Raw genomic sequence first — 23,148 nt, forward strand, 5'->3', positions numbered from 1 at the left:
GGTCCGCCCGCCATCCGGCGGTATGGCACCCTGATATTCGCCATCAGTCCCATCGCGTAAGGAACCACAGGTGGACGCTGCCGACATGGGCAATGACCTGGAAAAGGTGCTCATTCCCGAGGATGAGCTCCAGGCCAAGATCAAAGAGCTCGCCGGCCGGATAGACGAGGATTACGCGGGCAAGGACGTCCTGCTCGTCGGAGTGCTGAAGGGCGCGGTCATGGTGATGGCCGACCTGGCCAGGGCCTTGCACGTGCCGGTGCAGATGGACTGGATGGCGGTGTCGTCGTACGGCGCGGGCACCAGGTCCTCCGGCGTCGTCCGCGTGCTGAAGGACCTCGACACCGACATCTTGAACCGCCACGTGCTCATCGTCGAGGACATCATCGACTCCGGCCTGACCCTGCACTGGCTGCTGGAAAACCTGAAGTCGCGCAATCCCGCGTCCCTGGAGATCTGCACCGCGCTGCGCAAACCCGACGCGGTGAAGGTGCCCATCGAGGTCAAATACGTGGGCTTCGACATTCCCAGCGAGTTCGTCATCGGATATGGGCTCGACTACGCGGAGCGATACCGGAACCTGCCGTTCATCGGCACTCTGGCCCCACACGTTTACAAGTAGCAATCTCTGCCTTGGCCGGGAACATCGCCCAACGTGACGTACGTTGATAGGGCAAGAACCGGTGTAGCGGGCGGTCCCTCCGCGCGCTCTGCCGGTGTACCTTCAGACTCCGGGAGGGTGACCGCGTGTCCCCTTCGGGTAGTCAGAAGTCGCGGTGCCGGATGCCGCGGCCCCGGGCGTGCCCGGGGTTCCAGGCCATGGTCAGGAAGGGACGGGCCCGCAAGGGGTTCCGCATCGGATGGATCTCAAGCGATTTACACGTGGGCCACTGCTGTGGATCCTGGGCATCGTCGTGCTGCTCCTCCTCGTCACCCAGCTTTGGAGTGGCGGCGGAAATTTCAAGACGGCCGACACGTCCTTGGTTCTTCAGCAGATTCGGACCGGAAACGTCAGCAACGCCAAGATTGTCGACAAGGACAACCGGATCGAGGTGACGCTGACCAATCCCGTCGCGGTGAAGCCGGGTGACACCCCGACGAAGCTGATCCAGTCCGACTGGGTCACGGGATACGGCAGCAAGTTGACCGACGAGCTCCAGGCTCAGGTCGACGCCGGTAAGACGAAGAGCTTCACCACCGAGGTGCCGCAGGAGAACATCCTGCTGAGCCTCCTGGTGAGCTTCCTGCCGATCGTCATCATCGTGCTGATCTTCCTGTTCATCATGAACCAGATGCAGGGCGGCGGCTCCCGGGTGATGAACTTCGGCAAGTCGAAGGCGAAGCTCATCACGAAGGACACCCCCAAGACCACGTTCGCCGACGTCGCCGGCGCGGACGAGGCCATCGAGGAGCTCCAGGAGATCAAGGAGTTCCTCCAGGCCCCGGCCAAGTTCCAGGCGATCGGCGCCAAGATTCCCAAGGGCGTGCTGCTCTACGGCCCGCCCGGCACCGGCAAGACACTGCTGGCCCGCGCGGTCGCCGGCGAGGCGGGCGTGCCGTTCTACTCGATCTCCGGTTCCGACTTCGTCGAGATGTTCGTCGGCGTCGGCGCGTCGCGGGTGCGCGACCTGTTCGAGCAGGCGAAGGCCAACGCCCCGGCGATCATCTTCATCGACGAGATCGACGCCGTCGGCCGTCACCGCGGGGCCGGCCTGGGCGGCGGTCACGACGAGCGCGAGCAGACGCTGAACCAGCTCCTCGTGGAGATGGACGGCTTCGACGTCAAGGGCGGCGTGATCCTCATCGCGGCCACCAACCGGCCCGACATCCTCGACCCGGCGCTGCTGCGTCCCGGCCGGTTCGACCGGCAGGTCACCGTCGACCGGCCCGACCTCGAGGGCCGCAAGGGCATCCTCAAGGTGCACGGCCGCGGCAAGCCGTTCGCGTCCGACGTCGACCTCGACGTCATCGCGCGCCGCACGCCGGGCTTCACCGGCGCCGACCTGGCCAACGTGATCAACGAGGCGGCCCTGCTGACCGCTCGCGCCGACCAGAAGCTGATCACGATGGACGTCCTCGAGGAGGCCATCGACCGTGTCATGGCCGGGCCCGAGCGCAAGACGCGGGTCATGTCCGACAAGGAGAAGAAGATGATCGCCTATCACGAAGGCGGTCATGCTCTGGTGGCGCACGCGCTGCCCAACTCCGACCCGGTCCACAAGATCACGATCCTGTCCCGCGGCCGCGCCCTCGGTTACACGATGACGCTGCCGATGGAGGACAAGTTCCTGGCCACCAGGTCCGAGATGATGGACCAGCTCGCGATGTTGCTCGGCGGTCGCGCCGCGGAGGAGCTCGTCTTCCACGAGCCCACCACCGGCGCCTCCAACGACATCGAGAAGGCCACGGCCGTCGCCCGCCGCATGGTGACGGAGTACGGCATGAGCGAGCAGCTCGGCGCCCGCAAGTTCGGCAGCGGCCAGGCCGAGGTGTTCCTGGGCCGCGAGATGGGCCACGAGCGCGACTACTCCGAGAAGATCGCCTCCACGATCGACGAGGAGGTCCGCCGGATGATCGAGACGGCGCACGACCAGGCATGGGACATCCTGGTCGAGTACCGCGATGTGCTCGACAACCTGGTGCTGGAGCTCATGGAGAAGGAGACCCTCTCCCGCGATCAGGTGCTGCAGATCTTCGCACCGGTGATCATCAGGGCGCACCGCCCGTCCTACGCGGGCTACGGCAAGCGGCTGCCGTCCGACCGCCCGCCGATCCTGACGCCCAAGGAGCAGTCGGCCAACGGCTCGCTCACCTCGGGCCACCAGGACGCCCTTCCCTCCGGGGACAGTGCGTGACGCATCACGACGTCGACCTGGGGCGGATCGAGAAGGCCGTTCGCGAGATCCTGTACGCCATCGGCGAGGATCCCGACCGCGACGGCCTGCTCGAGACGCCCTCCCGGGTCGCGAGAGCCATGGCCGAGCAGTACTCCGGCCTCGGCCAGACGCCTGAGGACGTGCTGACCAAGGTCTTCGACGTCGATCACGACGAGATGGTGCTCGTGCGCGACATCGAGGTCTACTCGACCTGCGAGCACCACCTCGTCCCGTTCCACGGCCTGGCCCACGTGGGGTACATCCCCAACGAGAAGGGCCAGGTCACGGGCCTGTCGAAGCTGGCCCGCGTGGTCGACGTGTTCGCCCGCCGCCCCCAGGTGCAGGAGCGGATGACGTCCCAGATCGCCGACGCGCTCATGCGAGTGCTGGAGCCCCGCGGGGCCATCGTGGTCGTGGAGGCCGAGCACCTGTGCATGACGATGCGCGGGGTGCGCAAACCGGGTGCCAAGACCGTCACCTCGGCCGTTCGCGGAGACTTCCGTACCAGCGACAAGACCCGTGCCGAGGCGATGGCGCTGATTCTGGGCCGCTGAACAGGCCGCCCGAGAGCGAACGGGGTACCCGCGATGTCAGCAGGTGTGGCGAAGCGCCTAGGCTTGGCCCATGACTAGCGTGCCCATCAGCGTGCCGGGCGGTCCGGAGCGGTGCCTTGTCATGGGCGTGGTCAACGTGACACCCGACTCGTTCTCCGACGGCGGCATGTGGTTCGACCCGGCTGCGGCCATCCAGCATGGCCTTGAGCTGGTGCGGGAGGGCGCCGACATCGTCGATGTGGGCGGTGAGTCCACCCGTCCGGGCTCGGCCAGGGTGTCCCTGGAGGAAGAGCTGGCCAGGGTCGTCCCGGTGATCAGGGCGCTGCGCGCCGAAGGGGTCACGGTCAGCGTCGACACCATGCGCGCCGAGGTCGCCGCCGCGGCGGTCGAGGCGGGTGCGCAGATCGTGAACGACGTGAGCGGTGGTCTGGCCGATCCGGAGATGCCGCGGGTGGTGGCCGCGACCGGAGTGACGTACGTTGTGATGCACTGGCGCGGCCACAGCCATGACATGTACTCCCGCGCCGTCTACGCCGACGTGGTGACGGAGGTGCGGGAAGAACTGAGCAAGCGGGTTGACCTGGTGCTCGCCGAGGGGGTCACGCACGAGCAGATCGTGCTCGACCCGGGCCTCGGCTTCGCCAAGAACGCCGAGCACAACTGGGCCGTGCTGGCCGGGATCCCGAAGCTGACGGAGCTGGGTTATCCGCTGCTCGTCGGGGCGTCCCGCAAACGTTTCCTGGGCCGGCTGCTGGCCGACCCGGACGGCACGCCCCGGCCGTTCAGCCGTAGTGACGACGCCACGCTGGCCGTGACGGCGCTGGCCGCGCACGCGGGCGCGTGGTGCGTGCGCGTGCACGAGGTAGGTCCCAATGCCGATGCCGTGCGTGTGGCCGCCGCATGGAAGAGAGCCGGAGCAGGCACATGAGCGTCGACACCGCCGCCATCGAGACGATCAACCAGGACTTCTACACCGCCATCGAGGGCGCCGACCTCGACAAGATGACCGAGATCTGGGCCGAGGACACCACCGACGACCAGGTGAGCTGTGTTCATCCGGGCTGGACCCTGCTGACGGGCCGCCAGGAGGTGCTGCGTTCGTGGGCCCTGATCATGGCGAACACCACCTACATCCAGTTCGTGCTGACCGACGTCAACACGACCGTGCTGGGTGACGTGGCCGTCCTCACCTGTGTGGAGAACATCCTGACGGCGGGCGAGGAGGGCGAGTCCAGCTTCGCCGCGGGCAAGGTGGTGGCCAGCAACGTCTACCTCCGTACCGCGCAGGGCTGGCGGCTGTGGATGCACCACGGCTCGCCGGTCCTCCAGGGCGATGACGACGAGGAGGAGGAAGGCGAGCTTGAGCGCTGACCGCATCGCTCTCAAGGGCCTGCGGGCCCGGGGGAGGCACGGCGTGCTCCCCGCCGAGCGGGAGCTCGGTCAGGAGTTCGTGGTGGACGCGACGCTGTTCCTCGACACCGCGCCGGCCGCGGCCGGCGACGACCTCACCAAGACCGTCCACTACGGGGAACTGGCTCAGGCGCTGGTCGAGGTCGTGGAGGGCGAGCCGGTCGAGCTGATCGAGACGCTCGCGCAGCGGCTGGCCGAGGTGTGTCTGGGCAGCGAACTGGTCCACAAGGTCGAGGTGAGCGTGCACAAGCCGGCGGCGCCGATCCCGCTGCCCTTCGACGACGTGGTCGTGACGATCGAGCGGAGCCGCGGATGAAGGTGGTCCTCTCTCTCGGCAGCAACCTGGGACGCCGGTTCCAGACGTTGCAGGGTGCCGTGGACACGTTGTTCGACGCGCCGGGGCTGGAGTTCGTCACGGCGTCCCCGGTCTACGAGACCGATCCGGTCGGCGGGCCCGGCGGGCAACGGCCGTACCTCAACGCGGTCGTGGTCGCCGAGACCACGCTCGAGCCGCGCACGCTGCTGGAGCGGGCGCTGAGCGTGGAGAACGCCTTCGGCCGCGAGCGCGAGGAGCACTGGGGGCCGCGCACGCTCGACGTCGACCTGATCGTGGTCGGCGAGACCGTCTGCGACGACCCCGATCTCACGCTGCCGCATCCGCGCGCCCATGAGCGCGCGTTCGTGCTCGTGCCCTGGTCGAAGGCCGATCCGGAGGGCGAGGTGCCCGGCCGCGGCCGGGTGGCCGAGTTGCTGGAGGGGCTCGACCAGCAGGGGGTGCGCCTGCGCGCGGACCTGAAGCTGCAGAGGCCCGATTGAAGCCCACCCGTCCCGGCCTCCTGGTCGGCATCTTCGTCGTCGTGGCTCTGCTCACGTGGGTGGTGCTCAGGCGGTTCTACTCCGAGCTGCCGGTCATGCCGTGGACCGCGATCCCCACGGTGCTGCTGCTGGCCATCGGTGAGGCGTACAGCGGCTGGGCGACGAAGGCGCGGATCGCCAGGAAACCGGGCACCAAGCCGGTGGAGCCGCTGGCCGTGGCCCGATTGGCGGCGCTGGCGAAGGCGTCGGCGTACGCGGGGGCGGCGTTCGGCGGGGTGTTCGCCGGGTTCTCGCTGCACACGTCCCAGATCCTCGATCGGCAGACGCCGCGCGGCGAGTTCTTCGTCACGACGGGTTCGTTCGTGGCGTGCGTGGTGCTGATCTGCGCGGCGCTGTACCTGGAGCACGCCTGCCGTATCCCGAAGGAGCCGGAGGAGCAGCCCCGATCCGGTCGCCCCCGCGACTAACGTTCGTCGGGCAGCCCCTCGACCGACGGTCGCCGGCCGGTCAGCAGGCGGTCGTACCACATCTCGCGCTGGAGCAGGCGCAGCGCGCGGCGGAGTACGTCGCTCGGCCGCTCGTCGTCGCGCAGCGAGGCTCGGATGATCCGCTCGTCTTCGGCGTTGGCCCGGAAGGCGATGTCAGCCATGCTCAGAGCTTATGGACCCGCTGACCTCCTTGTCCGGCGTTTTCCCCACGGGGGACCGGCGGCGGCCGAAGAGGTAGATGACCGGGGCGGTGCAGATGAGCGGCCCGATGATGGCGATCGGCCGTTCCAGCCACCACACGAGGTCGGGCGGGATGCGGTCCTGGAGCGTGCCGAACACCCACCACGACAGGCCCAGGGCGATGGCCATCCCGGTGGTGTGGAACAGGAACAGCGGCAGCGAGTACCGGTTGATGAAGTCGTTCAGCCGCCGCCAGCGCGGCCGCTCCAGCACCCGTTCCATGGCCGGCCTGAGCACCTCGACCAGCCCGATCTGGAACAGCAGCAGCGCGACGATCACGAACGTGGGCGGCGCCATGTTCGACCACTTGTCTCCGGGCACGCCCACCATCGAGCCGGGGTAGATGCCCGAGTACACCAGCCCGAACAGGGCGAACAGCCCGGTCCACAACAGCGCGATGTCGTAGCGCCTGGGCAGGGCCACGACCCGGTCGTAGAAGAAGCCCGCCTGGTGCGCCAGCCCCCACACGATGATCATGTTGAGCCAGCCCACGGCGTCGATCCCGTACCGGAAGCGCACCACGTCGACGATCAGCGCCGCGCCGGCGAGCCAGATGAGGGTGAGCACGTCGTAACGTTCGTGCAGCCAGAGGGCGACCGGCAGCAGCGCGATCAGCACCAGGTAGACGCCGAGGAACCACAGCGGGCTGAGCACCAGCAGCACCACCCGCCACATCCAGTCCACCTCGAACGTGACCGTGACCACCGCCCCGATGGCGATCCACACGCCGGCCAGCAGCAGCGCCGGCAGGGCCAGCGCGCGGATGCGCCGCCAGACGAACGAGCCGATGCCGACGCCGCGCGCCCTGGCCCGGTGCCAGGACAGCAGGTGCACGTGGCCGCCGACGTAGAAGAACAGCGGCAGCACCTGCAGCAGCCAGGTGAGGATCCACAGCCCGGAGGTGAAGCCCAGCGGGCTGGTGGGCTCGGGCCCGTCCGGTTTCCAGTCGAGGATCGTGAAGGCCCAGTGCCACACCACCACGACGATCAGGCTGAGCGCCCGCAGCCAGTCGACGTACTTGTCGCGTTCGACGCGGGTGGGTTCGGGGGAGTTCACTTGTCGATGTCACCCACCACGAAGAACATGGAGCCCAGGATGGCCACCATGTCGGCCACGAGGTGGCCGGGCAACATCTCGCGCAGCACCTGGACGTTGTTGTAGGAGGCCGAGCGCAGCTTGAGCCGCCACGGCGTCTTGTCGCCCTTGGAGACCAGGTAGTAGCCGTTGATGCCGAGCGGGTTCTCCGTCCACGCGTACGTGTGGCCCTCGGGCACCTTGAGCACCTTCGGCAGGCGCTGGTTGATCGGCCCGGGAGGCAGTGAGCGCAGCCGGTCGGCGCATACGTCGGCCAGGTCGAGCGAGACCTTGAGCTGTTCGAGCAGGACCTCGAAGCGGGAGCGGCAGTCGCCGGCCTCGCGGGTGACGACGGTGACGGGCAGTTCGGGGTAGGCGAGGTACGGGTCGTCGCGGCGCAGGTCGAGGTCCACCCCGGAGGCGCGGGCGATGGGGCCGCTGACGCCGTACTGCATGATCTGCTCCGGTGTGAGCACCCCGACGCCCTTGGTGCGGGCGATGAAGATCTCGTTGTGCAGGATGAGGTTCTCGATGTCGGGCACCCGGCGGCGGGTCTCGGCGACGGCGGCGGAGACGCGGTCGAGCCAGCCGTACGGCAGGTCCTCCTTGAGCCCGCCGACCCGGTTGAACATGTAGTGCATGCGCCCGCCGGAGATCTCCTCCATCACGGCCTGGATGCGTTCGCGCTCGTTGAAGGAGTAGAACAGCGGCGTCATCGCGCCCAGTTCGAGCGGGTACGAGCCGAGGAACATGAGGTGGTTCAGCGCCCGGTTGAGCTCGGCCAGCAGCGTACGCGCCCACACGGCCCGTACGGGCGGCTCCATGCCCAGCATGCGTTCGGCGGCGAGCACCACGCCGAGTTCGTTGGCGAAGCCCGACAGCCAGTCGTGCCGGTTGGCCAGCATGATGATCTGACGGTAGTCGCGGACCTCGAACAGCTTCTCCGCGCCCCGGTGCATGTAGCCGATGATCGGCTCGGCGGTGGCGATGCGCTCTCCGTCGAGGGTCAGCCGCAGCCTGAGCACGCCGTGGGTGGAGGGGTGCTGGGGGCCGATGTTGAGGATCATGTCCTCGGTGGCCAGCTCTTTCGCGCCCGCGCCCATTCCGACCACACGTTCCGTCATAGGGGCCATGCTGCCACCGAGGTCGTCGGCGAGCCAGACCGGGGGCGGGGGCGCGCACGGTCAAGAGATGGCATGGAAACGCATCGCGAAGACGGACATGGGGAGGAACACCGGTTATGGGGGGAGAAAGCACCATGAGGCGAGTTCTCTTTGATGTCGCGGGCCTGATCGCGCGCATCGCCACCGGCGTGATCTTCGTGGCGCACGGCTGGCAGAAGTGGCAGAGCGGCCTCGGTGCCTCGGCTCAGGGCTTCAGGGAGATGGGCATCCCGATGTCCGAGCTGGCGGCCGGCTTCTCGACCGTGGTCGAGACCGTCGGCGGCATCTTCCTGATCCTCGGCCTGCTGGTGCGCCCGGTGGCGTTGCTGCTGCTGATCGACATGATCGGCGCGATCGCGTTCGTGCACGGCGGCAAGGGCGTGCTGTCGCAGGCCGGCGGGTGGGAGCTGCCGGGTGCGCTCGGCGCGCTGAGCCTGCTGTTCCTGGCCCTGGGCGGCGGCCGGCTCGGTCTGGACGGCATCTTCCGCGCGGTGTCCCGCCGCCGCGCGGACCGGCGCGCGGCCGAGGCGGAACTGGCCGCGCACACCGCAGGCAGGACCACCGTCGCCGGCCCGCCCCCCGAGGGCGCCGGGGGACCGACGACCACCACCCGGGGCATCGACGAGACGCACGAGGTGCCCCGCGAGCCGTCCACGCCCCGCTCGGGGCGGCTCAACGACGAGGACATGCGCGACATCGACGCCCTCGTCTCGGACGAGCCGCCGCAGCACCGCGAGCCGCCGAACCACTGACGTCGCCGTCAGAGGCGGGCCACGAGGTCCCGTACGGCCTCGACCAGCCGGTCCACGTGCTCCTGCGTGCTGCCGATGCCGATGGAGGCCCGCACCGCGGACGCGGTGTCGTCGTCGCAGCCGCCCTCCTCACCCGGGTTCCCCAGCAGGTGCCGGAGGAACGGGTGCGCGCAGAACTTGCCGTCACGCACGCCGATGCCGTACTCGCCGGACAGCGCCTCGGCCACCTCGCGGGCCGTGTACCCGGCCACGGTGAACGACACGATGCCGACCCGCGGGTGATCGTCCCCCCACAGCGACAGGTCCCGTACGCCCGGGATCGCGGCCAGCCCACCGCGCAGCCGCGCGATCAGCCGTTCCTCCTCCCGCACCAGCTCCGTCCACCCGGTGGCGGTCAGCGCGTCGCAGGCGGCGGCCAGGGCGATGGCGCCCAGCACGTTCGGGGTGCCGGCCTCGTGCCGCGGCTCGGGGTCGTCGTGCCACTCGGGGCCCTCGGAGCCGACGGAGCGCACCGCGCCGCCGCCCTTGAGGTACGGCTCCCCGCCGGCCAGCCAGTCCCGCCGCCCGACCAGCACGCCCGCGCCGAACGGCGCGTACAGCTTGTGCCCGGAGAAGGCCACGTAGTCGAGGTCGAGCGCGGTCAGGTTGAGCTTGCGATGCGGTACGAGCTGCGCCGCGTCCACCAGGATGCGGGCTCCGTGCCGGTGGGCGATGTGGGCCAGGGCGGCGATCGGCCACAGCTCGCCGGTGACGTTGGAGGCGGCGGTGACCACGAGCAGCTTCGGCCCGTCGATCGCGGCCAGCGCCTCGTCGGCGGCGCGTACGGCCTCGCCGGGGAAGGCGGGCGGCGCCAGCCGGACGGCCCGGGGCCAGGGCAGCAGGGAGGCGTGGTGCTCGGTGTCGAACACGACGGCGGTGGTGCCTTCGGGCAGGCAGCCGGCCAGCAGGTTCGTGGCGTCGGTGGTGTTGCGGGTGAAGATCACGGCGTCGTCGGGGCGGGCGCCGACGAACGCCCTGACCGTGTGCCGGGCCTGCTCGTACCGGGCGGTGGTGAGCTGCGAGGCGTAGCCGGCGCCGCGATGGACGCTGGAGTAGGCCGGGAGCGCGGCGGCGACGGCGGCGCTGACCGGCTCGAGACAGGGCGCGCTGGCCGCGTAGTCGAGGTTGGCGTATCCGACCAGCCTGCCGCCCCTGACCGGCACCTCCAGGTCGGCGCCTAGCACGGCGGGGATCGGCCGGCCGGTCGCGAGGGCGGGGGCCTCGGTGGCGGCGGGGGTGGCGTTGAAGATCGTCAGCGTGGACACGGCGTGTCTCCTCGGGGTCATCGGACCCCTGGGGACGACCACGGAGCCCGCGCTTGCCCGCCACGCCTCGTGACGGACCAGGTCTTCACCCGGGGCACCCCGCCGCGGACGCGAGGGTTGCCGGCCAGCTAGCCGGGGCTTGTCGCTGGCACTCATGACCTACGACCCGAACTATAACCGACACCCGGGCAGGAAACGCAAGCCTGTGAACTTATGTGGCACCTGACTCGTTGCTACCGGGAAACCCCCGTCAGTCAACGAGTCATGGAGGTGCGTCCGATGTTGGATTGGGTGACCGACCCGAACATCTGGATCGGCTTCTTCACCCTTGTCGCCCTGGAGATCGTGCTCGGGATCGACAACATCATCTTCATCTCCATCCTCGCCGGGAAACTGCCCCCCGAACAGCGTGACCGGGCCCGCGTGCTCGGTCTCGCGGCGGCCCTGATCAGCCGGTTGCTCCTGCTGCTGGGCCTGTCGTGGGTGGTGCAGCTCACCGAGCCGCTGTTCTCCGTCTTCGGCCACGAGATATCGGGACGCGACCTGATCCTGCTGCTCGGCGGCCTGTTCCTGCTCGGCAAGAGTGTGACGGAGATCCACCACAGCATGGAGGGCTCCCACGGCAAGGACGGCAAGCCGGCCGCCGCCGCCTCCTTCGCCTCCGTGATCGCGCAGATCATGGTGCTGGACGTCGTCTTCTCGCTGGACTCCGTCATCACCGCGGTGGGCATGGTGGACGAACTCGGCGTGATGATCGCGGCCGTCGTCGTGGCGGTGGCGGTGATGTTGTTCGCCTCCGGCCCGATCAGCAGGTTCGTGGACCAGCACCCGACGGTCAAGATGCTGGCGCTGTCGTTCCTGGTGCTGATCGGCGTGGTGCTCGTCGCCGAGGGCCTCGAACAGCACATCCCGAAGGGCTACATCTACTTCGCGATGGCGTTCTCGGTCATCGTGGAGCTGCTCAACATCCGGGTGCGCGGCAGGAACACCAAGCACGGGGAGCCCGCTCCTAAGATGCAATAGTGGCTTTTGATCCTTGGAATCCGGATTTCGTCGCGCACCCGTACGGGGCGTACGACGAACTGAGGCGGCAGGCGCCCGTCAGCTACTACGAGCCGACGAACCAGTGGCTCATCGCGCGGCACGCTGACGTGAACGCGCTGCTCAGAGACCGCCGGCTGGGCCGCTCCTACCTACACGTGGCCACCCACGAGGAGTTCGGCCGGTCGGCGGAGCCGGAGTTCCAGGAGCCGTTCTGGCGCGTCATCAGAGCGGGCATGCTGGACGTGGAGCCGCCGGTGCACACCAGGTTGCGCCGGCTGGTCTCCAGGGCGTTCACGCCGCGCATGGTCGAGTCGCTGCGCCCCCGTGTCCGGGCCATCGCCGAAGGGCTGGTGGACGCGTACGTGGCCAGGGGCGGCGGCGACCTGATCGCCGAGGTGGCCGAGCCGCTCCCGGTCACCGTGATCGCCGAGATGCTCGGCATCCCCGACCAGGACCGCCACCTGCTGCGCCCCTGGTCGGCCGACATCTGCGGCATGTACGAACTGAACCCGGCCCCCGAGGCCCAGCACACCGCCGTCCGCGCGGCCGAGGAGTTCTCCGGTTACCTCAGGTCGCTGGCCGCCCGGCGGCGCCGCGCCCCCGGCGAGGACCTCGTCAGCGCGCTCACCCAGATCGACGAGCTGACCGAGGACGAACTGGTCGGCACCTGCGTGCTGCTGCTCAACGCCGGCCACGAGGCCACCGTGAACGTCACGGGCAACGGCTGGTGGTCGCTGTTCAGGAATCCCGGCGAGCTGGCCAGGCTGCGCGCCGACCGCTCGCTGCTGCCCACCGCGATCGAGGAGCTGATGCGGTGGGACACGCCGCTGCAGATGTTCGAGCGCTGGGTGCTGGAGGACGTCGAGGTGCACGGCGTGCGCATCCCGCGCGGCTCGGAGGTGGCGCTGCTGTTCGGCTCGGCGAACCGGGACCCGGCGGTGTTCGACGACCCCGACCGGCTCGACGTGGGCCGCGCCGACAACCCGCACATCTCCTTCGGCGCGGGCATCCACTTCTGCCTGGGCGCGCCGCTGGCCAGGATCGAGCTGATGGAGTCGTTCGGCGCGCTGCTGGACCGGGCGGCCACGCTGGAGCTGCGGCAGGAGCCGTCGTGGAAGCCCGGCTACGTCATCAGGGGGCTGCGGGCGCTGGAGCTCACCGCGACTGGCTGAGCCAGCCGAACCCGCCGAGCCCGGACGTGTCGATCAGCTCGCCCTCCTCCGAGGCCCTGGCCAGCGCCCGCACGTAGCCGCGCGGATCGTGACGGGCCTGCTCCAGCGGCGGACGCAGGCCCGTGACCCCCAGCTCGCGCAGCGCCTCCCGCTGTGTGGACAAGGTTGTGGATATCGCCCCGGCCCGCCGCCCCGCCTCCGCGCACGCGTCGAGCGCGACATGAGCGGTGATGTCGCAGGTCCCGTCGGGTACGGGGGCGACGACCGCGCCGTCGCGGTAACCGGTCAGCGTGCCGTGCAACGGACGGTTGTCCACAGGGTGTGCATAATCGATGGCGACCGCCCGGCCCCTGGTGAGGCGTACGACGACCGAGGCCCACGCCTCGTCGCGGGGGCGGCCGATCTCGGCCCGCGAGCCCACGCGGCACAGCGGCCACCACTGCTCCAGCCAGCTCCGGTCGGCCGGCCGCAGCGGGCCGCCGGCGCGCTCCTCGCCCGTGCGCACGTCGACCATGACCAGCCGCGGCCCCTCGGAGGTCTGCTCGACCACGTCGAGGGGCACGTTGTCCAGCCACTCGTTGGCGATGGCCAGCCCGGTGATCTCGGCGGGCAGGCTCCTGGACCAGGAGATGCGTTCGGGCAGCGCCCGCGGCCTGGGCGAGAGGTCCACGGCCGTCACGCGCAGCCGCTCGCGCAGCCGGGGCTCGGCAGTTTCCAGCACCTGCGTGACGAGGGTGCCCTCGCCCGCGCCGATGTCGACCAGGTCGAGCGGGTCGGGCTCGCCCAGTTCGGCGTCCACCCCCGCCAGCAGTCTCAGCACCGCGCCGGCGAAGGCCGCCGAGGCGCTGACCGAGGTGCGGAAGTGGCCTGACGGGCGTTCGCGGAGGTAGAAACCCTTCTCGCCGTACAGCGCGCGCTCCGTTGCGACGCGCCAGGTGAGCCACATGCCCTGGACTATCTCATGGTTTCCGGCTGGCACGCATCGTCATCAATTGACTACTCAATGTCGCGAAGTTGCGGTAGCGTTTACCCATTGTCACCGAGTGGTTCCGTTCCGCCAACCCCCAATTGGCTGAGCAGGCCGCTCCCGAACGTTCCACCGCGGTCCCTAGTGCCGCGAAACCGAGAGGAGCCCCCATGCTGAAGAAGGTCCTGGTTCTGGCCGGATCCGCCGCCATGCTCGCGCTGGCCGCCCCGGCCGCGCACGCCGACATCACCAACGGCACCGGCAGCGTGCTCGGCGGCAACCAGATCCACGCCCCCATCACCGTTCCGGTCAACGTCTGCGGCAACAGCATCGGGATCGGCGTGCTGATCGCCGGCTGCAAGGGTGGCGCCAACGCTTACGCCCCCAGCCACCACTGAAACAAGAAAGAGCCCGGCCCGACGCAGGTCGGTCCGGGCTCATCTCCCGGCCGGTCAGTCGGCGGATGACCGGTCGGAGCACCTCCAAGAGGTCGCACCGCGCGGGCGTCGGGTCCCTTTCGGGGCTCGGCGCCCGTAGCCTTTTGCGGTGAACCCCTCTCCTCATCTCTTGCGACAGGGGTGCTTAGTTTGCATGCCCTTGTCGCTTTTGTCGTTAACTCAACGCGCGGCAAAACACCGGTCACGCCTGTCACCTTGAGGGGCCGTTACGCTGGTCGGCAGTGCCATCACGGTCGACAGGGGTGAGACGTCATGGACGCAGGGGATCGCCCGGCACGGCTGACCGTCGGCGTGCTCGGGGCGGGCAAGGTCGGCTCCGCGCTCGGCGCCGCGCTGGCGCAGGCGGGGCATCGCATCGTGGCCGCCAGCGGAGTGTCCGACAACTCGCAGCGATGGGCGGCCGACCGGCTCGGCGTCACCCCGTCCCGGCCCGACGAGGTCGTGGCGGCGGCCCAGCTCGTCCTGCTCACCGTGCCCGACGACGCGCTGCCCGACCTCGTCACCGGGCTCGTCGGCACCGGCGCCGACCTGCACGGCAAGATGCTGGTGCACACCAGCGGGGCGTACGGGCTGTCGGTGCTCGACCCGGCGGCCGGGGCGGGCGCGCTGCCGCTCGCGCTGCACCCCGTGATGACGTTCACCGGCCGCGACGACGACCTCAACAAGCTCACCGGCATCTCCTACGGTGTCACCGCCCCCGACCTGCTGCGTCCGGTGGCCGAGGCCCTGGTGATCGAGATGGGCGGCGAGCCGGTGTGGATCGCCGACGCCGACCGTCCCCTCTACCACGCGGCCCTGGCCAATGCCGCCAACCACATGGTCACGCTCATCGCCGAGTCGTCCGACCTGCTGCGGGGCATCGGCGTCGAGCACCCCGGGCGCATGCTCGGCCCGCTGCTCGGGGCGGCCCTCGACAACGTGCTGCGGCTGGGCATCGCCGGGCTGACCGGCCCCGTCGTGCGCGGCGACGCCGGCACCGTGCGCAAGCACGTCGACGCGCTGATCCTGGCGGCGCCCGAGGCGGCCGACGCCTACATCGCGCTGGCCCGGCTCACCGCCGACCGCGCACTGGCCGCCGGGCTGCTCAAACCGGAGGAGGCGGAGCGGCTGCTCGACGCGCTGGGGGGCAATATATGGACCTGACCGTCGCGTTGGGAGGGCTCTTATGGATCTGATCGTCGCCAGGAACCGGGAAGACCTGGTCAAGGCGCGCCGTGCCGGCACGGTGGCGCTGGTGCCGACCATGGGTGCGCTGCACGAGGGGCACCGGTCGCTGATCAGGCAGGCCCGCGTACGCGCCGATCAGGTCGTGGTCAGCGTTTTCGTCAATCCCCTCCAATTCAGCCCTAACGAGGATTTTTCACGCTATCCCCGTACATTTGACGCCGATCTCGACGTGTGCCGGGAGGAGGGCGTGGCCGCCGTGTTCCATCCGGCCCCCGAGGACATGTACGCCCCCGACCGCCAGGTGAGCGTCTCCTCGGGGGAGATGGGCCGGATCGTCGAGGGCGCGGCCAGGCCGGGTCACTTCGACGGCGTGCTCACCGTCGTGCTCAAGCTGTTCCACCTGGTACGCCCCGACCTCGCTGTCTTCGGACAGAAGGACGCCCAGCAGCTCGCGCTGATCCGCCGGATGGTCGCCGACCTCGACCTGCCGATCGAGATCCTGGGCGCCCCGACCGTGCGCGAGCCCGACGGCCTGGCCCTGTCCAGCCGCAACCGGTTCCTGTCGGCGGACGACCGTCGGGTGGCGCTGGCGCTCTCGCGGGCCCTGCGGGCGGGCGCGGCCCAGCTCACCGCGGCCGAGATCCGCGAGACGGCGCGCGCGGTGCTCGACGAGGCCGGTCCCGACCTCGACCTCGACTACCTGGCCCTGGTGGACCCGGCCACGTTCGCCGAGGTCGGCGAGAACCACGTGGGCATGGCCGTGCTGGCGGTGGCGGCCAGGGTCGGGGCCACGCGGCTGATCGACAACGTCACCCTCACCCTGAACACCCCCTGAGCCGGGCGCGGCTTTCGCCGAGGGCCGCCTGGTACCCCGGGGCATGCGCACGCCGTTCCAGGCGTTATCGTCATGTTGACGAAATTGGCACTCCAGGGATTGTCGTCATCCTGACGAACTGGCCTCGGTGAGGAGACCTCCAATGAGCGCACCGGTGATTCCCCTGCGGCTGACCGCACCCGAGCCCGGCTGGACCGTCGAGGCGGACGTGGTGGTCGTGGGCTCGGGCATCGCGGGCCTGACCGTGGCCCTGCGCCACGCCGAGCTGGATCCGTCCGCCAAGGTGCTGGTCGTCACCAAGGACATGTTGTCGTCGGGCTCCACCCGCTGGGCCCAGGGCGGCATCGCGGCCGTGCTCGACCCGCGTGACACCCCCGAGGAGCACCTGCACGACACGCTGGTCGCCGGGGTGGGGCTGTGCGACGTACGGGCCGTGCGCACGCTGGTCACCGAAGGGCCGGACGCGGTGCGGCGGCTCATGGCGCGCGGCGCCCGCTTCGACCGTTCCTCCGACGGCGAGCTCCAGCTCACCAGGGAAGGCGGGCACCGGCGGCGCCGGATCGTGCACGCCGGCGGCGACGCCACCGGGGCCGAGGTGCAGCGAGCCCTCGTCGAGGCGCTGCGCGCGAGCGGGATCGAGGTCATCGAGCACGCGCTCGTGCTCGACCTGCTCAAGGACGCCAGAGGCCGGGCCAGGGGCGTGACGCTGCACGTCATGGGCGAGGGCGCCCGCGACGGGGTGGGCGCGGTACGCGCCAGGGCGGTGGTGCTGGCCACCGGCGGCATGGGCCAGGTCTACGCGGCCACCACCAACCCCGAGGTCTCCACCGGCGACGGGGTCGCGCTCGCCCTGCGGGCCGGGGCGGTGCTGCGCGACATCGAGTTCGTGCAGTTCCACCCGACCGTGTTGTGGCTCGGCGAGGGCTCGACCGGCCAGCAGCCGCTGATCTCGGAGGCGGTCAGGGGGGAGGGGGCCTTCCTCACCGACCACGAGGGCAACCGGTTCATGGCGGACGTCCACGAACTGGCCGACCTGGCGCCCCGGGACGTCGTCGCCAAGGCGATCACGCGGACGATGCGCCTGACCGGCCGCGACCACGTGCTCCTCGACGGCCGGCACTTCGGCCGCCACAAGTGGGAGTCCCGCTTCCCGACGATCTACGCGGTCTGCCGCGAGCACGGCATCGACCCGGCCACGCAGCCGATCCCCGTCGCGCCCGCGGCCCACTACGCCAGCGGCGGCGTACGTACGGACCTGCGCGGACGTACCTCCATCGACGGCCTCTACGCCTGCGGCGAGGTGGCCTGCACCGGCGTGCACGGCGCGAACCGGCTGGCCTCCAACTCCCTGCTCGAAGGGCTGGTCTTCGCCGAGCGCATCGCCGAGGACATCCACGCGGTCCGGCCGGAGCCGGGGGAGCCGGTCGCGGGCTCCGCCGCGTCCGGGCTGGTGGACCCGCGGGTCAGGACCAGGATCCAGGCCCACATGAGCACCGGCGCGAGCGTGCTGCGTGGCCGCGACTCGCTCGCCGCCACCGCCAGGGCGCTGCGCGACGCCCGCTGGACCCCGGTCACGGTGCCCGCCTGCACCGAGTCGTGGGAGGTCACGAACCTGCTGACGGTGGCCACCGTGCTCACCGGCGCGGCGGCGGCCCGGCTGGAGACACGCGGTTCACACTGGCGCGAGGACCACGGCACCCGCGACGACGACGAATGGCTGGGCCACCTGGACGTGACCCTGGACGAGGAGGGCCTGCGCATGACGTACACGCCGCACGGGGACGCGATGCCGCCGCGCCTGGCGCACGAGCTGAGCGCCGCCGGGCTGGACCCGGCCGAGGTGGACGCGCTGATCGGCCGGGCGCTCGACGAGGACCTCCAGGAGGCGGGCGACGTGACGAGCCTGGCCACGATCCCCGCCGGGCAGCGCTCGGTGGCCGACGTGGTGGCCCGCAAGGACGGCGTGGTCGCCGGGCTGGCGGTGGCCGAGGCGGTGTTCGTCCGGCTGGGCGCGGCCCGCGCCGAGCGCGTGGCCAAGGACGGCGAGCAGGTCAGGGCCGGTGACGTGCTGATGACCGTCGAAGGCCCGGTACGGGCGCTGCTGACGGCCGAGCGCACCGCGCTCAACCTGCTCACGCACCTGTCCGGGGTGGCCACGCTGACCGGCCGCTGGGTGGAGGCGATCGGCGGCACCACCGCCCGCGTCCGCGACAGCCGCAAGACGCTGCCGGGGCTGCGGTCTCTGGAGAAGTACGCGGTGCGGTGCGGCGGCGGCGTCAACCACCGGATGTCGCTGTCGGACGCCGCGCTGATCAAGGACAACCACGTGGTGGCCGCCGGAGGCGTGGCCGAGGCGTTCAGACTGGTCAGGGAGCGTTATCCGGATCTGCCGATCGAAGTGGAGATCGACCGGCTCGACCAGCTCGACCCCGTTCTGGAGGAGGGCGCCGAGCTGATCCTGCTGGACAACTTCACGGTTGAGGACACAGCTCGCGCCGTACATGTCGTGAAAAATCGGGCGAAAAACAGGGTTGCGCTCGAGGCCAGCGGGGGATTGACCTTGGAATCGGCCCGTGATGTGGCGGAAACTGGCGTTGACTACCTTGCGGTGGGCGCGCTAACGCACTCAGCGCCGGCCCTTGACATCGCACTGGACCTGCGGGGGTAATTGATGCTGCTCACGATCGACGTCGGCAACACCCATACGGTGCTGGGCCTGTTCGAGGGCGACGACGTCATCGAGCACTGGCGGCTGGCCACCGACGCCCGCCGCACCGCCGACGAGATCGCGGTCGTCCTCCAAGGTCTGCTGGCCCAGTCGCCGCTGCTCAAAGGGACCGACATCGACGGCATCGCCATCTGCTCCACCGTGCCGAGCGTGCTCAACGAGATGCGCGAGATGTGCCGCCGCTACTACGGCGACGTGACCGCGGTGATCGTGGAGCCGGGCGTGCGCACCGGGGTGCCCGTACGCATGGACAACCCGAAGGAGGTCGGCAGCGACCGCATCGTGAACGCGCTGGCCGCCATCGACCAGTACGGCGGCCCTTGCGTGATCGTCGACTTCGGCACCGCCACCTCCTTCGACGCGGTCTCGGCCAAGGGCGAGTACGTCGGCGCCGTCACCGCCCCCGGCATCGAGATCTCCGTGGACGCGCTGGCCGCCGCCGGGGCGCAGTTGCACAAGGTCGAGCTGGTCAGGCCGCGCTCGGTGATCGCCAAGAACACCGTCGAGGCGCTCCAGGCCGGCATCATCTACGGCTTCGCCGGCCAGGTGGACGGCATCGTCGAGCGCATGGCGGCCGAACTGGCCGACGACCCCGACGAGGTGACCGTGGTCGCCACCGGCGGGCACGCGGCCCTGGTCGTGGGCGAGTCCCGCTCCATCGACGTGCACGAGCCGTGGCTCACTCTCATCGGGCTGCGGCTGATCTACCACCGCAACACCACATGAGACGAGCGGCCCCTTGCGCGGGGGCCGCTCGCCGTCAGGTCGGTCACTCGCTCTCGGCGGTGTAGAGGTACACCCACGGGCCGCACTTCCTGGGGAAGCCGCCCCGCGGGGCGATCTGGCAGACCTGCGCCCGCAGGCTGAAGACGTCCTGCTCCTCGAAGCCGAACCTCTTGCTGCCGGGGAAGCCGCAGTACTTCCTGGAGTAGACCCGCGACCACTCGTGGTCGAAGTCGGCGGCCTCGAACCGCACGTACGCGCACTTGCCGCCGTCGTCGTAGGCGCGCTCGTCCAGGTCGTACAGCCTGCCCCTGACCGTGATCTCGTTCGACTCGCCCTGGTCGTCCCACTCGACGGCGACCCGGCCGTCGGCCTTGGCGAGGTGGCCGGCGGAGCGGACCGGGCCCCAGCGCTCGGCCTGGCTGGAGGAGTCGGCCTGGGCGGTGGCAGGCAGCGAGAGGGCCACCGCGGTCGTCGCGGCCACGGCGGCGAGACCGATCGTCATCTTCCTGAACATCTTCGTCTCCTCGAACTCCCTTGGGCCGGCTCCCTGCCGGCTCCTCCCCCGAGCTCGTGGGACATTGATAGGTCAGGGCTCTTGCGGCGGTCCTTCAGCTTTGTTGAGGGCTTCCTTCAGGCGGCCGACGAGCCCTTGCAGTTCGCCAGATCCCCTACCCTTTGTTGTTGTGAGCGACGAACTTCCCGAGCAGATGCGCATCCGGAGGGAGAAGCTCGACCGCCTTCGCAGCGAAGGCGTCGACCCTTACCCGGTGAATTTCCCCCGCACGGCGACCAACGCCGAGGTCAGGGAGAAATACCAGGGCCTGGAGCCCGACACCGCGACCGGCGACAAGGTGGCGGTCGTCGGACGCGTCATGCTCAACCGCGTGGGCGGCAAGCTCTGCTTCGCCACGCTCCGCGACGGCAGCGCCGACCTACAGGTCATGATCTCGCTCGACAAGGTGGGCGAGGAGTCGCTGGCGAGCTGGAAGCGCGACGTCGACCTGGGCGACCACGTGGGCGTGAGCGGCGAGGTCATCACCTCCCGCCGCGGCGAGCTGTCCATCCTCGCCGAGAGCTGGCAGATCACCGCCAAGTGCCTGCGTCCGCTGCCGGAGAAGCACGTCGGCCTCACCGACCCCGAGGCGCGGGTCCGGCAGCGTTACGTCGACCTCATCGTCAACGACGAGACCAGGAAGATGGCCCGCGTCCGCAGCGCCACGGTGCGCGCGGTGCGCGACTTCTGGCATGAGGAGGGCTACCTCGAGGTCGAGACGCCCATGCTGCAGCCGATCCACGGCGGCGCGTCGGCCCGGCCGTTCAAGACCCACATCAACGCCTACGACATGGAGCTCTACCTTCGCATCGCGATCGAGCTCTACCTCAAGCGGCTCGTCGTGGGCGGCATCGAGAAGTGCTTCGAGATCAGCCGAACCTTCCGCAACGAAGGCGCCGACTCCACGCACAACCCCGAGTTCACCATGATCGAGGCGTACGGCACCTACCTCGATTACCACGACATGGCCGACCTGACCCAGCGGATGTTCCAGAAGGCCGTGGTGGCCGCCCTGGACACCACGGTGGTCGTGCACGACGGCCAGGAGATCGACCTCGGCCTCGCCAAGTGGCCCCGCATCCCGCTCTACCACCTGGTCTCCGAGGCCGTGGGCGAGGAGATCACCACCTCCACCACGCTGGAGGAGCTGCGTAAGATCGCCGACCGGCGCGAGATCCGCTGGGACGCCAAGTGGGGCGCGGGCAAGCTCGTCCAGGAGCTCTTCGAGGAACTCGTGGAGCACACGCTGGTGCAGCCCACGTTCGTCATGGACTACCCGCTGGAGACCTCGCCGCTGGCCCGCGTGCACCGCGACGACCCGCTGCTGACGGAGAAGTGGGACCTGATCGGCTTCGGCACCGAGCTCGGCACCGCCTTCTCGGAGCTGAACGACCCGATCGACCAGCGCCGCCGCCTGGTGGCGCAGTCGCTGCTGGCCGCCGGGGGCGACCTCGAGGCCATGCAGGTCGACGAGGACTTCCTGCAGGCGCTGGAGTACGCCATGCCGCCCACCGGAGGCATGGGCGCGGGCATCGATCGGATGATCATGGCGTTCACCGGCAAGAACATCCGCGAGACCATCCTGTTCCCGCTGGTCAAGCCCACTCAGTAGACCGCCGCCGGCGCGCCGGGCCGCCGTCGTACCGGCAGCTCGGCGAGCCCGCGCAGCACCAGGTTCTCCCGGTAGGCCGGCGCCGGCTCGGCGAGCTGCAGGCCCGGCGCGGCGCGGGCGAGGGCCGACAGCGCGATCTCGCCCTCCATCCGCGCCAGCGTGGCCCCGAGGCAGAAGTGGATGCCGAGCCCGAAGGCGAGATGCCGCTCCGGCGAGCGGGTCACGTCGAAGCGGCCGGGCTCGGGGAAGACCGCGGGGTCGCGATTGGCCGCGCCTATCACCGCCATCACGGCCGTGCCCCTGGGTAACGGCTCGCCGCCCAGCGTCACGTCCTCCAGCACGACGCGTGAGGTGAGCTGTACCGGCGGGTCGTAGCGGAGCACCTCCTCCACCACCTGTTCGGGCCGCCGCGCCGCCTCGGCCAGTTGCCCGTGCCGGAGCAGGGCCAGGACGCCGTTGCCGATGAGGTTCACGGTCGTCTCGTGGCCGGCCACGAGCAGCAGCACGAGCGTGGCCAGCAGGTCCGCCTCGCTGAGCTCCCGTACGCGCGTCAGGGCGCTCAGCAGGTCGTCACCCGGCCGCCTGCGCCTGATCGCGACCAGCTCGCGGAAGTAGTCGCGAAACTCCCTTCCGGCCTGCCCGGTTTCCGATAAGAGGTCCGCTGTAAGCATCGGGTCAAGGCCGCGGGCCAGCTTCTCGCTCCAGCCGCGAAAGCGTTCACGATCCTCTGGAGGCACCCCGAGCATCTCGCTGATCACCATGACCGGCAGCGGGTAGGCCAAACCGGACACGAGGTCGGCCTTCTCGGGCAGTTCGCGGATCAGCTCGTCGGCGATCGCCTCGACGCGCGGGCGCAGCCGTTCGACCATACGGGGGGTGAAGGCCCTGCTCACCAGGGCACGCAGCCTGGTGTGGTCGGGCGGGTCCAGCCACAGGAACGACACCGCCTGCTGACCTGGGTCTCCGCCGCCCGCGGGGCCGGAACCGCGGCCGAAGCGCGGGTCGCGCAGCAGGGTCGTGCAGAGCTCGTGCGTGGTGGCGACGAGTAATCCCGCCCGCGTACGGAAGAGCGGGCCGCGCGCGCTCAACTCGCGATAACGGGAGTAAGGATCACGCAGAAATTCCCGATCGAACGGATCAAAACCCAGAACGTCAGCCGGGTTCATTGCCGTCTGATCCGGAGCGCCGGAAGGCTCCATAAGATCGCTC

At 70.0% G+C, this 23,148-nt stretch carries 24 protein-coding genes and 1 riboswitch; of the genes, 17 read left to right on the plus strand and 7 right to left on the minus strand.

Annotated features, from left to right (window positions below):
* Positions 1-70: 70 nt before the first annotated feature.
* The 8 genes from hpt (at position 71) to FAF44_RS28350 (ending at position 6,123) form a co-directional block, all read left to right on the plus strand.
* Positions 71-622, plus strand: a complete 552-nt coding sequence (gene hpt, locus FAF44_RS28315) for a hypoxanthine phosphoribosyltransferase (protein ID WP_237106336.1) — start codon at positions 71-73, stop codon at positions 620-622.
* 238 nt (positions 623-860) lie between these two features.
* Complete coding sequence (ftsH, locus tag FAF44_RS28320) at positions 861-2,855, plus strand: ATP-dependent zinc metalloprotease FtsH (protein ID WP_237106337.1); 1,995 nt, start codon at positions 861-863, stop codon at positions 2,853-2,855.
* Positions 2,852-3,430 carry a GTP cyclohydrolase I FolE gene (folE, locus tag FAF44_RS28325; protein WP_237106338.1) on the plus strand — a complete coding sequence of 193 codons (579 nt, stop codon included), beginning with the start codon at positions 2,852-2,854 and terminating at the stop codon, positions 3,428-3,430. Before ftsH ends, folE begins: the two co-directional genes overlap by 4 nt.
* 70 nt (positions 3,431-3,500) lie before the next feature.
* Complete coding sequence (folP, locus tag FAF44_RS28330) at positions 3,501-4,358, plus strand: dihydropteroate synthase (protein ID WP_237106339.1); 858 nt, start codon at positions 3,501-3,503, stop codon at positions 4,356-4,358.
* The gene (locus FAF44_RS28335) at positions 4,355-4,801 is read left to right on the plus strand and encodes a nuclear transport factor 2 family protein (RefSeq protein ID WP_237106340.1); all 447 of its coding nucleotides are present in this window, start codon (positions 4,355-4,357) and stop codon (positions 4,799-4,801) included. The genes folP and FAF44_RS28335 overlap by 4 nt, the downstream gene beginning before the upstream one ends.
* On the plus strand, positions 4,764-5,156 hold the full coding sequence (gene folB, locus FAF44_RS28340; protein ID WP_237106341.1) for a dihydroneopterin aldolase: 393 nt from the start codon (positions 4,764-4,766) through the stop codon (positions 5,154-5,156). The genes FAF44_RS28335 and folB overlap by 38 nt, the downstream gene beginning before the upstream one ends.
* Entirely contained in the window at positions 5,153-5,656 is a 504-nt protein-coding gene (gene folK / locus FAF44_RS28345; protein WP_237106342.1) for a 2-amino-4-hydroxy-6-hydroxymethyldihydropteridine diphosphokinase, read from the plus strand. The genes folB and folK overlap by 4 nt, the downstream gene beginning before the upstream one ends.
* Complete coding sequence (locus tag FAF44_RS28350) at positions 5,653-6,123, plus strand: DUF3180 domain-containing protein (protein ID WP_237106343.1); 471 nt, start codon at positions 5,653-5,655, stop codon at positions 6,121-6,123. Before folK ends, FAF44_RS28350 begins: the two co-directional genes overlap by 4 nt.
* Here FAF44_RS28350 and FAF44_RS28355 read toward each other — a convergent pair.
* The 3 genes from FAF44_RS28355 to FAF44_RS28365 are packed head-to-tail and all read right to left on the minus strand — an operon-like array spanning position 6,120 to position 8,582.
* Positions 6,120-6,305, minus strand: coding sequence for a hypothetical protein (locus tag FAF44_RS28355; protein ID WP_237106344.1), 186 nt, complete (start codon positions 6,303-6,305; stop codon positions 6,120-6,122). The genes FAF44_RS28350 and FAF44_RS28355 overlap by 4 nt on opposite strands.
* Complete coding sequence (locus FAF44_RS28360; protein WP_237106345.1) at positions 6,298-7,440, minus strand: acyltransferase; 1,143 nt, start codon at positions 7,438-7,440, stop codon at positions 6,298-6,300. Before FAF44_RS28360 ends, FAF44_RS28355 begins: the two co-directional genes overlap by 8 nt.
* On the minus strand, positions 7,437-8,582 hold the full coding sequence (locus tag FAF44_RS28365; protein WP_237106346.1) for an NADH-quinone oxidoreductase subunit D: 1,146 nt from the start codon (positions 8,580-8,582) through the stop codon (positions 7,437-7,439). Before FAF44_RS28365 ends, FAF44_RS28360 begins: the two co-directional genes overlap by 4 nt.
* Before the next feature lie 134 nt (positions 8,583-8,716).
* On the opposite strand from FAF44_RS28365, the gene FAF44_RS28370 reads away from it, so the two are divergent.
* Complete coding sequence (locus FAF44_RS28370; RefSeq protein WP_237106347.1) at positions 8,717-9,373, plus strand: DoxX family protein; 657 nt, start codon at positions 8,717-8,719, stop codon at positions 9,371-9,373.
* Positions 9,374-9,381: 8 nt separating this feature from the next.
* Here the strand turns inward: FAF44_RS28370 and FAF44_RS28375 are convergent, their stop codons facing one another.
* On the minus strand, positions 9,382-10,677 hold the full coding sequence (locus FAF44_RS28375; RefSeq protein ID WP_237106348.1) for an aminotransferase class V-fold PLP-dependent enzyme: 1,296 nt from the start codon (positions 10,675-10,677) through the stop codon (positions 9,382-9,384).
* A gap of 44 nt (positions 10,678-10,721) precedes the next feature.
* Positions 10,722-10,837: riboswitch (SAM riboswitch) on the minus strand.
* A gap of 119 nt (positions 10,838-10,956) precedes the next feature.
* On the opposite strand from FAF44_RS28375, the gene FAF44_RS28380 reads away from it, so the two are divergent.
* Both FAF44_RS28380 and FAF44_RS28385 read left to right on the plus strand, forming a co-directional pair.
* Positions 10,957-11,700 (plus strand): TerC family protein, encoded by a 744-nt coding sequence (locus FAF44_RS28380; protein ID WP_237106349.1) that lies wholly within the window; start codon positions 10,957-10,959, stop codon positions 11,698-11,700.
* Positions 11,700-12,893, plus strand: a complete 1,194-nt coding sequence (locus FAF44_RS28385; RefSeq protein WP_237106350.1) for a cytochrome P450 — start codon at positions 11,700-11,702, stop codon at positions 12,891-12,893. The genes FAF44_RS28380 and FAF44_RS28385 overlap by 1 nt, the downstream gene beginning before the upstream one ends.
* On the opposite strand, the gene FAF44_RS28390 is transcribed toward FAF44_RS28385, so the two are convergent.
* Positions 12,877-13,839, minus strand: a complete 963-nt coding sequence (locus FAF44_RS28390) for an SAM-dependent methyltransferase (RefSeq protein ID WP_237106351.1) — start codon at positions 13,837-13,839, stop codon at positions 12,877-12,879. The two genes, FAF44_RS28385 and FAF44_RS28390, sit on opposite strands and share 17 nt — an antisense overlap.
* 191 nt (positions 13,840-14,030) lie before the next feature.
* Between FAF44_RS28390 and FAF44_RS28395 the strand changes: the two genes are divergently transcribed.
* From FAF44_RS28395 to FAF44_RS28415, 5 genes are all read left to right on the plus strand, one after another.
* Positions 14,031-14,258: a chaplin family protein gene (locus FAF44_RS28395; RefSeq protein ID WP_237106352.1), complete on the plus strand. Its 228-nt coding sequence runs from the start codon at positions 14,031-14,033 to the stop codon at positions 14,256-14,258.
* Between the two features lie 312 nt (positions 14,259-14,570).
* Positions 14,571-15,461: a Rossmann-like and DUF2520 domain-containing protein gene (locus tag FAF44_RS28400; RefSeq protein WP_237106353.1), complete on the plus strand. Its 891-nt coding sequence runs from the start codon at positions 14,571-14,573 to the stop codon at positions 15,459-15,461.
* A gap of 22 nt (positions 15,462-15,483) precedes the next feature.
* Complete coding sequence (panC, locus tag FAF44_RS28405; protein WP_237106354.1) at positions 15,484-16,320, plus strand: pantoate--beta-alanine ligase; 837 nt, start codon at positions 15,484-15,486, stop codon at positions 16,318-16,320.
* Positions 16,321-16,462: 142 nt separating this feature from the next.
* Positions 16,463-18,988: an L-aspartate oxidase gene (locus FAF44_RS28410; RefSeq protein WP_237106355.1), complete on the plus strand. Its 2,526-nt coding sequence runs from the start codon at positions 16,463-16,465 to the stop codon at positions 18,986-18,988.
* 3 nt (positions 18,989-18,991) lie between these two features.
* Complete coding sequence (locus FAF44_RS28415; protein WP_237106356.1) at positions 18,992-19,774, plus strand: type III pantothenate kinase; 783 nt, start codon at positions 18,992-18,994, stop codon at positions 19,772-19,774.
* Between the two features lie 43 nt (positions 19,775-19,817).
* Here the strand turns inward: FAF44_RS28415 and FAF44_RS28420 are convergent, their stop codons facing one another.
* Positions 19,818-20,288 (minus strand): hypothetical protein, encoded by a 471-nt coding sequence (locus tag FAF44_RS28420; protein ID WP_237106357.1) that lies wholly within the window; start codon positions 20,286-20,288, stop codon positions 19,818-19,820.
* Between the two features lie 169 nt (positions 20,289-20,457).
* Between FAF44_RS28420 and lysX the strand changes: the two genes are divergently transcribed.
* The gene (gene lysX / locus FAF44_RS28425; protein WP_308193394.1) at positions 20,458-21,939 is read left to right on the plus strand and encodes a bifunctional lysylphosphatidylglycerol synthetase/lysine--tRNA ligase LysX; all 1,482 of its coding nucleotides are present in this window, start codon (positions 20,458-20,460) and stop codon (positions 21,937-21,939) included.
* On the opposite strand, the gene FAF44_RS28430 is transcribed toward lysX, so the two are convergent.
* The gene (locus tag FAF44_RS28430; protein ID WP_237106358.1) at positions 21,933-23,027 is read right to left on the minus strand and encodes a cytochrome P450; all 1,095 of its coding nucleotides are present in this window, start codon (positions 23,025-23,027) and stop codon (positions 21,933-21,935) included. The genes lysX and FAF44_RS28430 overlap by 7 nt on opposite strands.
* Positions 23,028-23,148 lie beyond the last annotated feature (121 nt).

Source organism: Nonomuraea sp. MG754425 (genome assembly GCF_021699195.1).
Classification (GTDB): Bacteria; Actinomycetota; Actinomycetes; order Streptosporangiales; family Streptosporangiaceae; genus Nonomuraea.

Excerpts from the sequence above, each read along its gene's own strand:
- folK (WP_237106342.1), top strand. The coding sequence starts at position 5,153 with ATGAAGGTGGTCCTCTCTCTCGGCAGCAACCTGGGACGCCGGTTCCAG.
- FAF44_RS28365 (WP_237106346.1), bottom strand. The coding sequence starts at position 8,582 with ATGACGGAACGTGTGGTCGGAATGGGCGCGGGCGCGAAAGAGCTGGCC.
- FAF44_RS28400 (WP_237106353.1), top strand. The coding sequence starts at position 14,571 with ATGGACGCAGGGGATCGCCCGGCACGGCTGACCGTCGGCGTGCTCGGG.
- FAF44_RS28355 (WP_237106344.1), bottom strand. The coding sequence starts at position 6,305 with ATGGCTGACATCGCCTTCCGGGCCAACGCCGAAGACGAGCGGATCATC.
- panC (WP_237106354.1), top strand. The coding sequence starts at position 15,484 with ATGGATCTGATCGTCGCCAGGAACCGGGAAGACCTGGTCAAGGCGCGC.
- folB (WP_237106341.1), top strand. The coding sequence starts at position 4,764 with ATGACGACGAGGAGGAGGAAGGCGAGCTTGAGCGCTGACCGCATCGCT.
- folP (WP_237106339.1), top strand. The coding sequence starts at position 3,501 with ATGACTAGCGTGCCCATCAGCGTGCCGGGCGGTCCGGAGCGGTGCCTT.
- FAF44_RS28335 (WP_237106340.1), top strand. The coding sequence starts at position 4,355 with ATGAGCGTCGACACCGCCGCCATCGAGACGATCAACCAGGACTTCTAC.
- FAF44_RS28370 (WP_237106347.1), top strand. The coding sequence starts at position 8,717 with ATGAGGCGAGTTCTCTTTGATGTCGCGGGCCTGATCGCGCGCATCGCC.
- FAF44_RS28395 (WP_237106352.1), top strand. The coding sequence starts at position 14,031 with ATGCTGAAGAAGGTCCTGGTTCTGGCCGGATCCGCCGCCATGCTCGCG.
- FAF44_RS28415 (WP_237106356.1), top strand. The coding sequence starts at position 18,992 with ATGCTGCTCACGATCGACGTCGGCAACACCCATACGGTGCTGGGCCTG.
- ftsH (WP_237106337.1), top strand. The coding sequence starts at position 861 with ATGGATCTCAAGCGATTTACACGTGGGCCACTGCTGTGGATCCTGGGC.
- FAF44_RS28380 (WP_237106349.1), top strand. The coding sequence starts at position 10,957 with ATGTTGGATTGGGTGACCGACCCGAACATCTGGATCGGCTTCTTCACC.
- FAF44_RS28390 (WP_237106351.1), bottom strand. The coding sequence starts at position 13,839 with ATGTGGCTCACCTGGCGCGTCGCAACGGAGCGCGCGCTGTACGGCGAG.
- FAF44_RS28410 (WP_237106355.1), top strand. The coding sequence starts at position 16,463 with ATGAGCGCACCGGTGATTCCCCTGCGGCTGACCGCACCCGAGCCCGGC.
- FAF44_RS28420 (WP_237106357.1), bottom strand. The coding sequence starts at position 20,288 with ATGTTCAGGAAGATGACGATCGGTCTCGCCGCCGTGGCCGCGACGACC.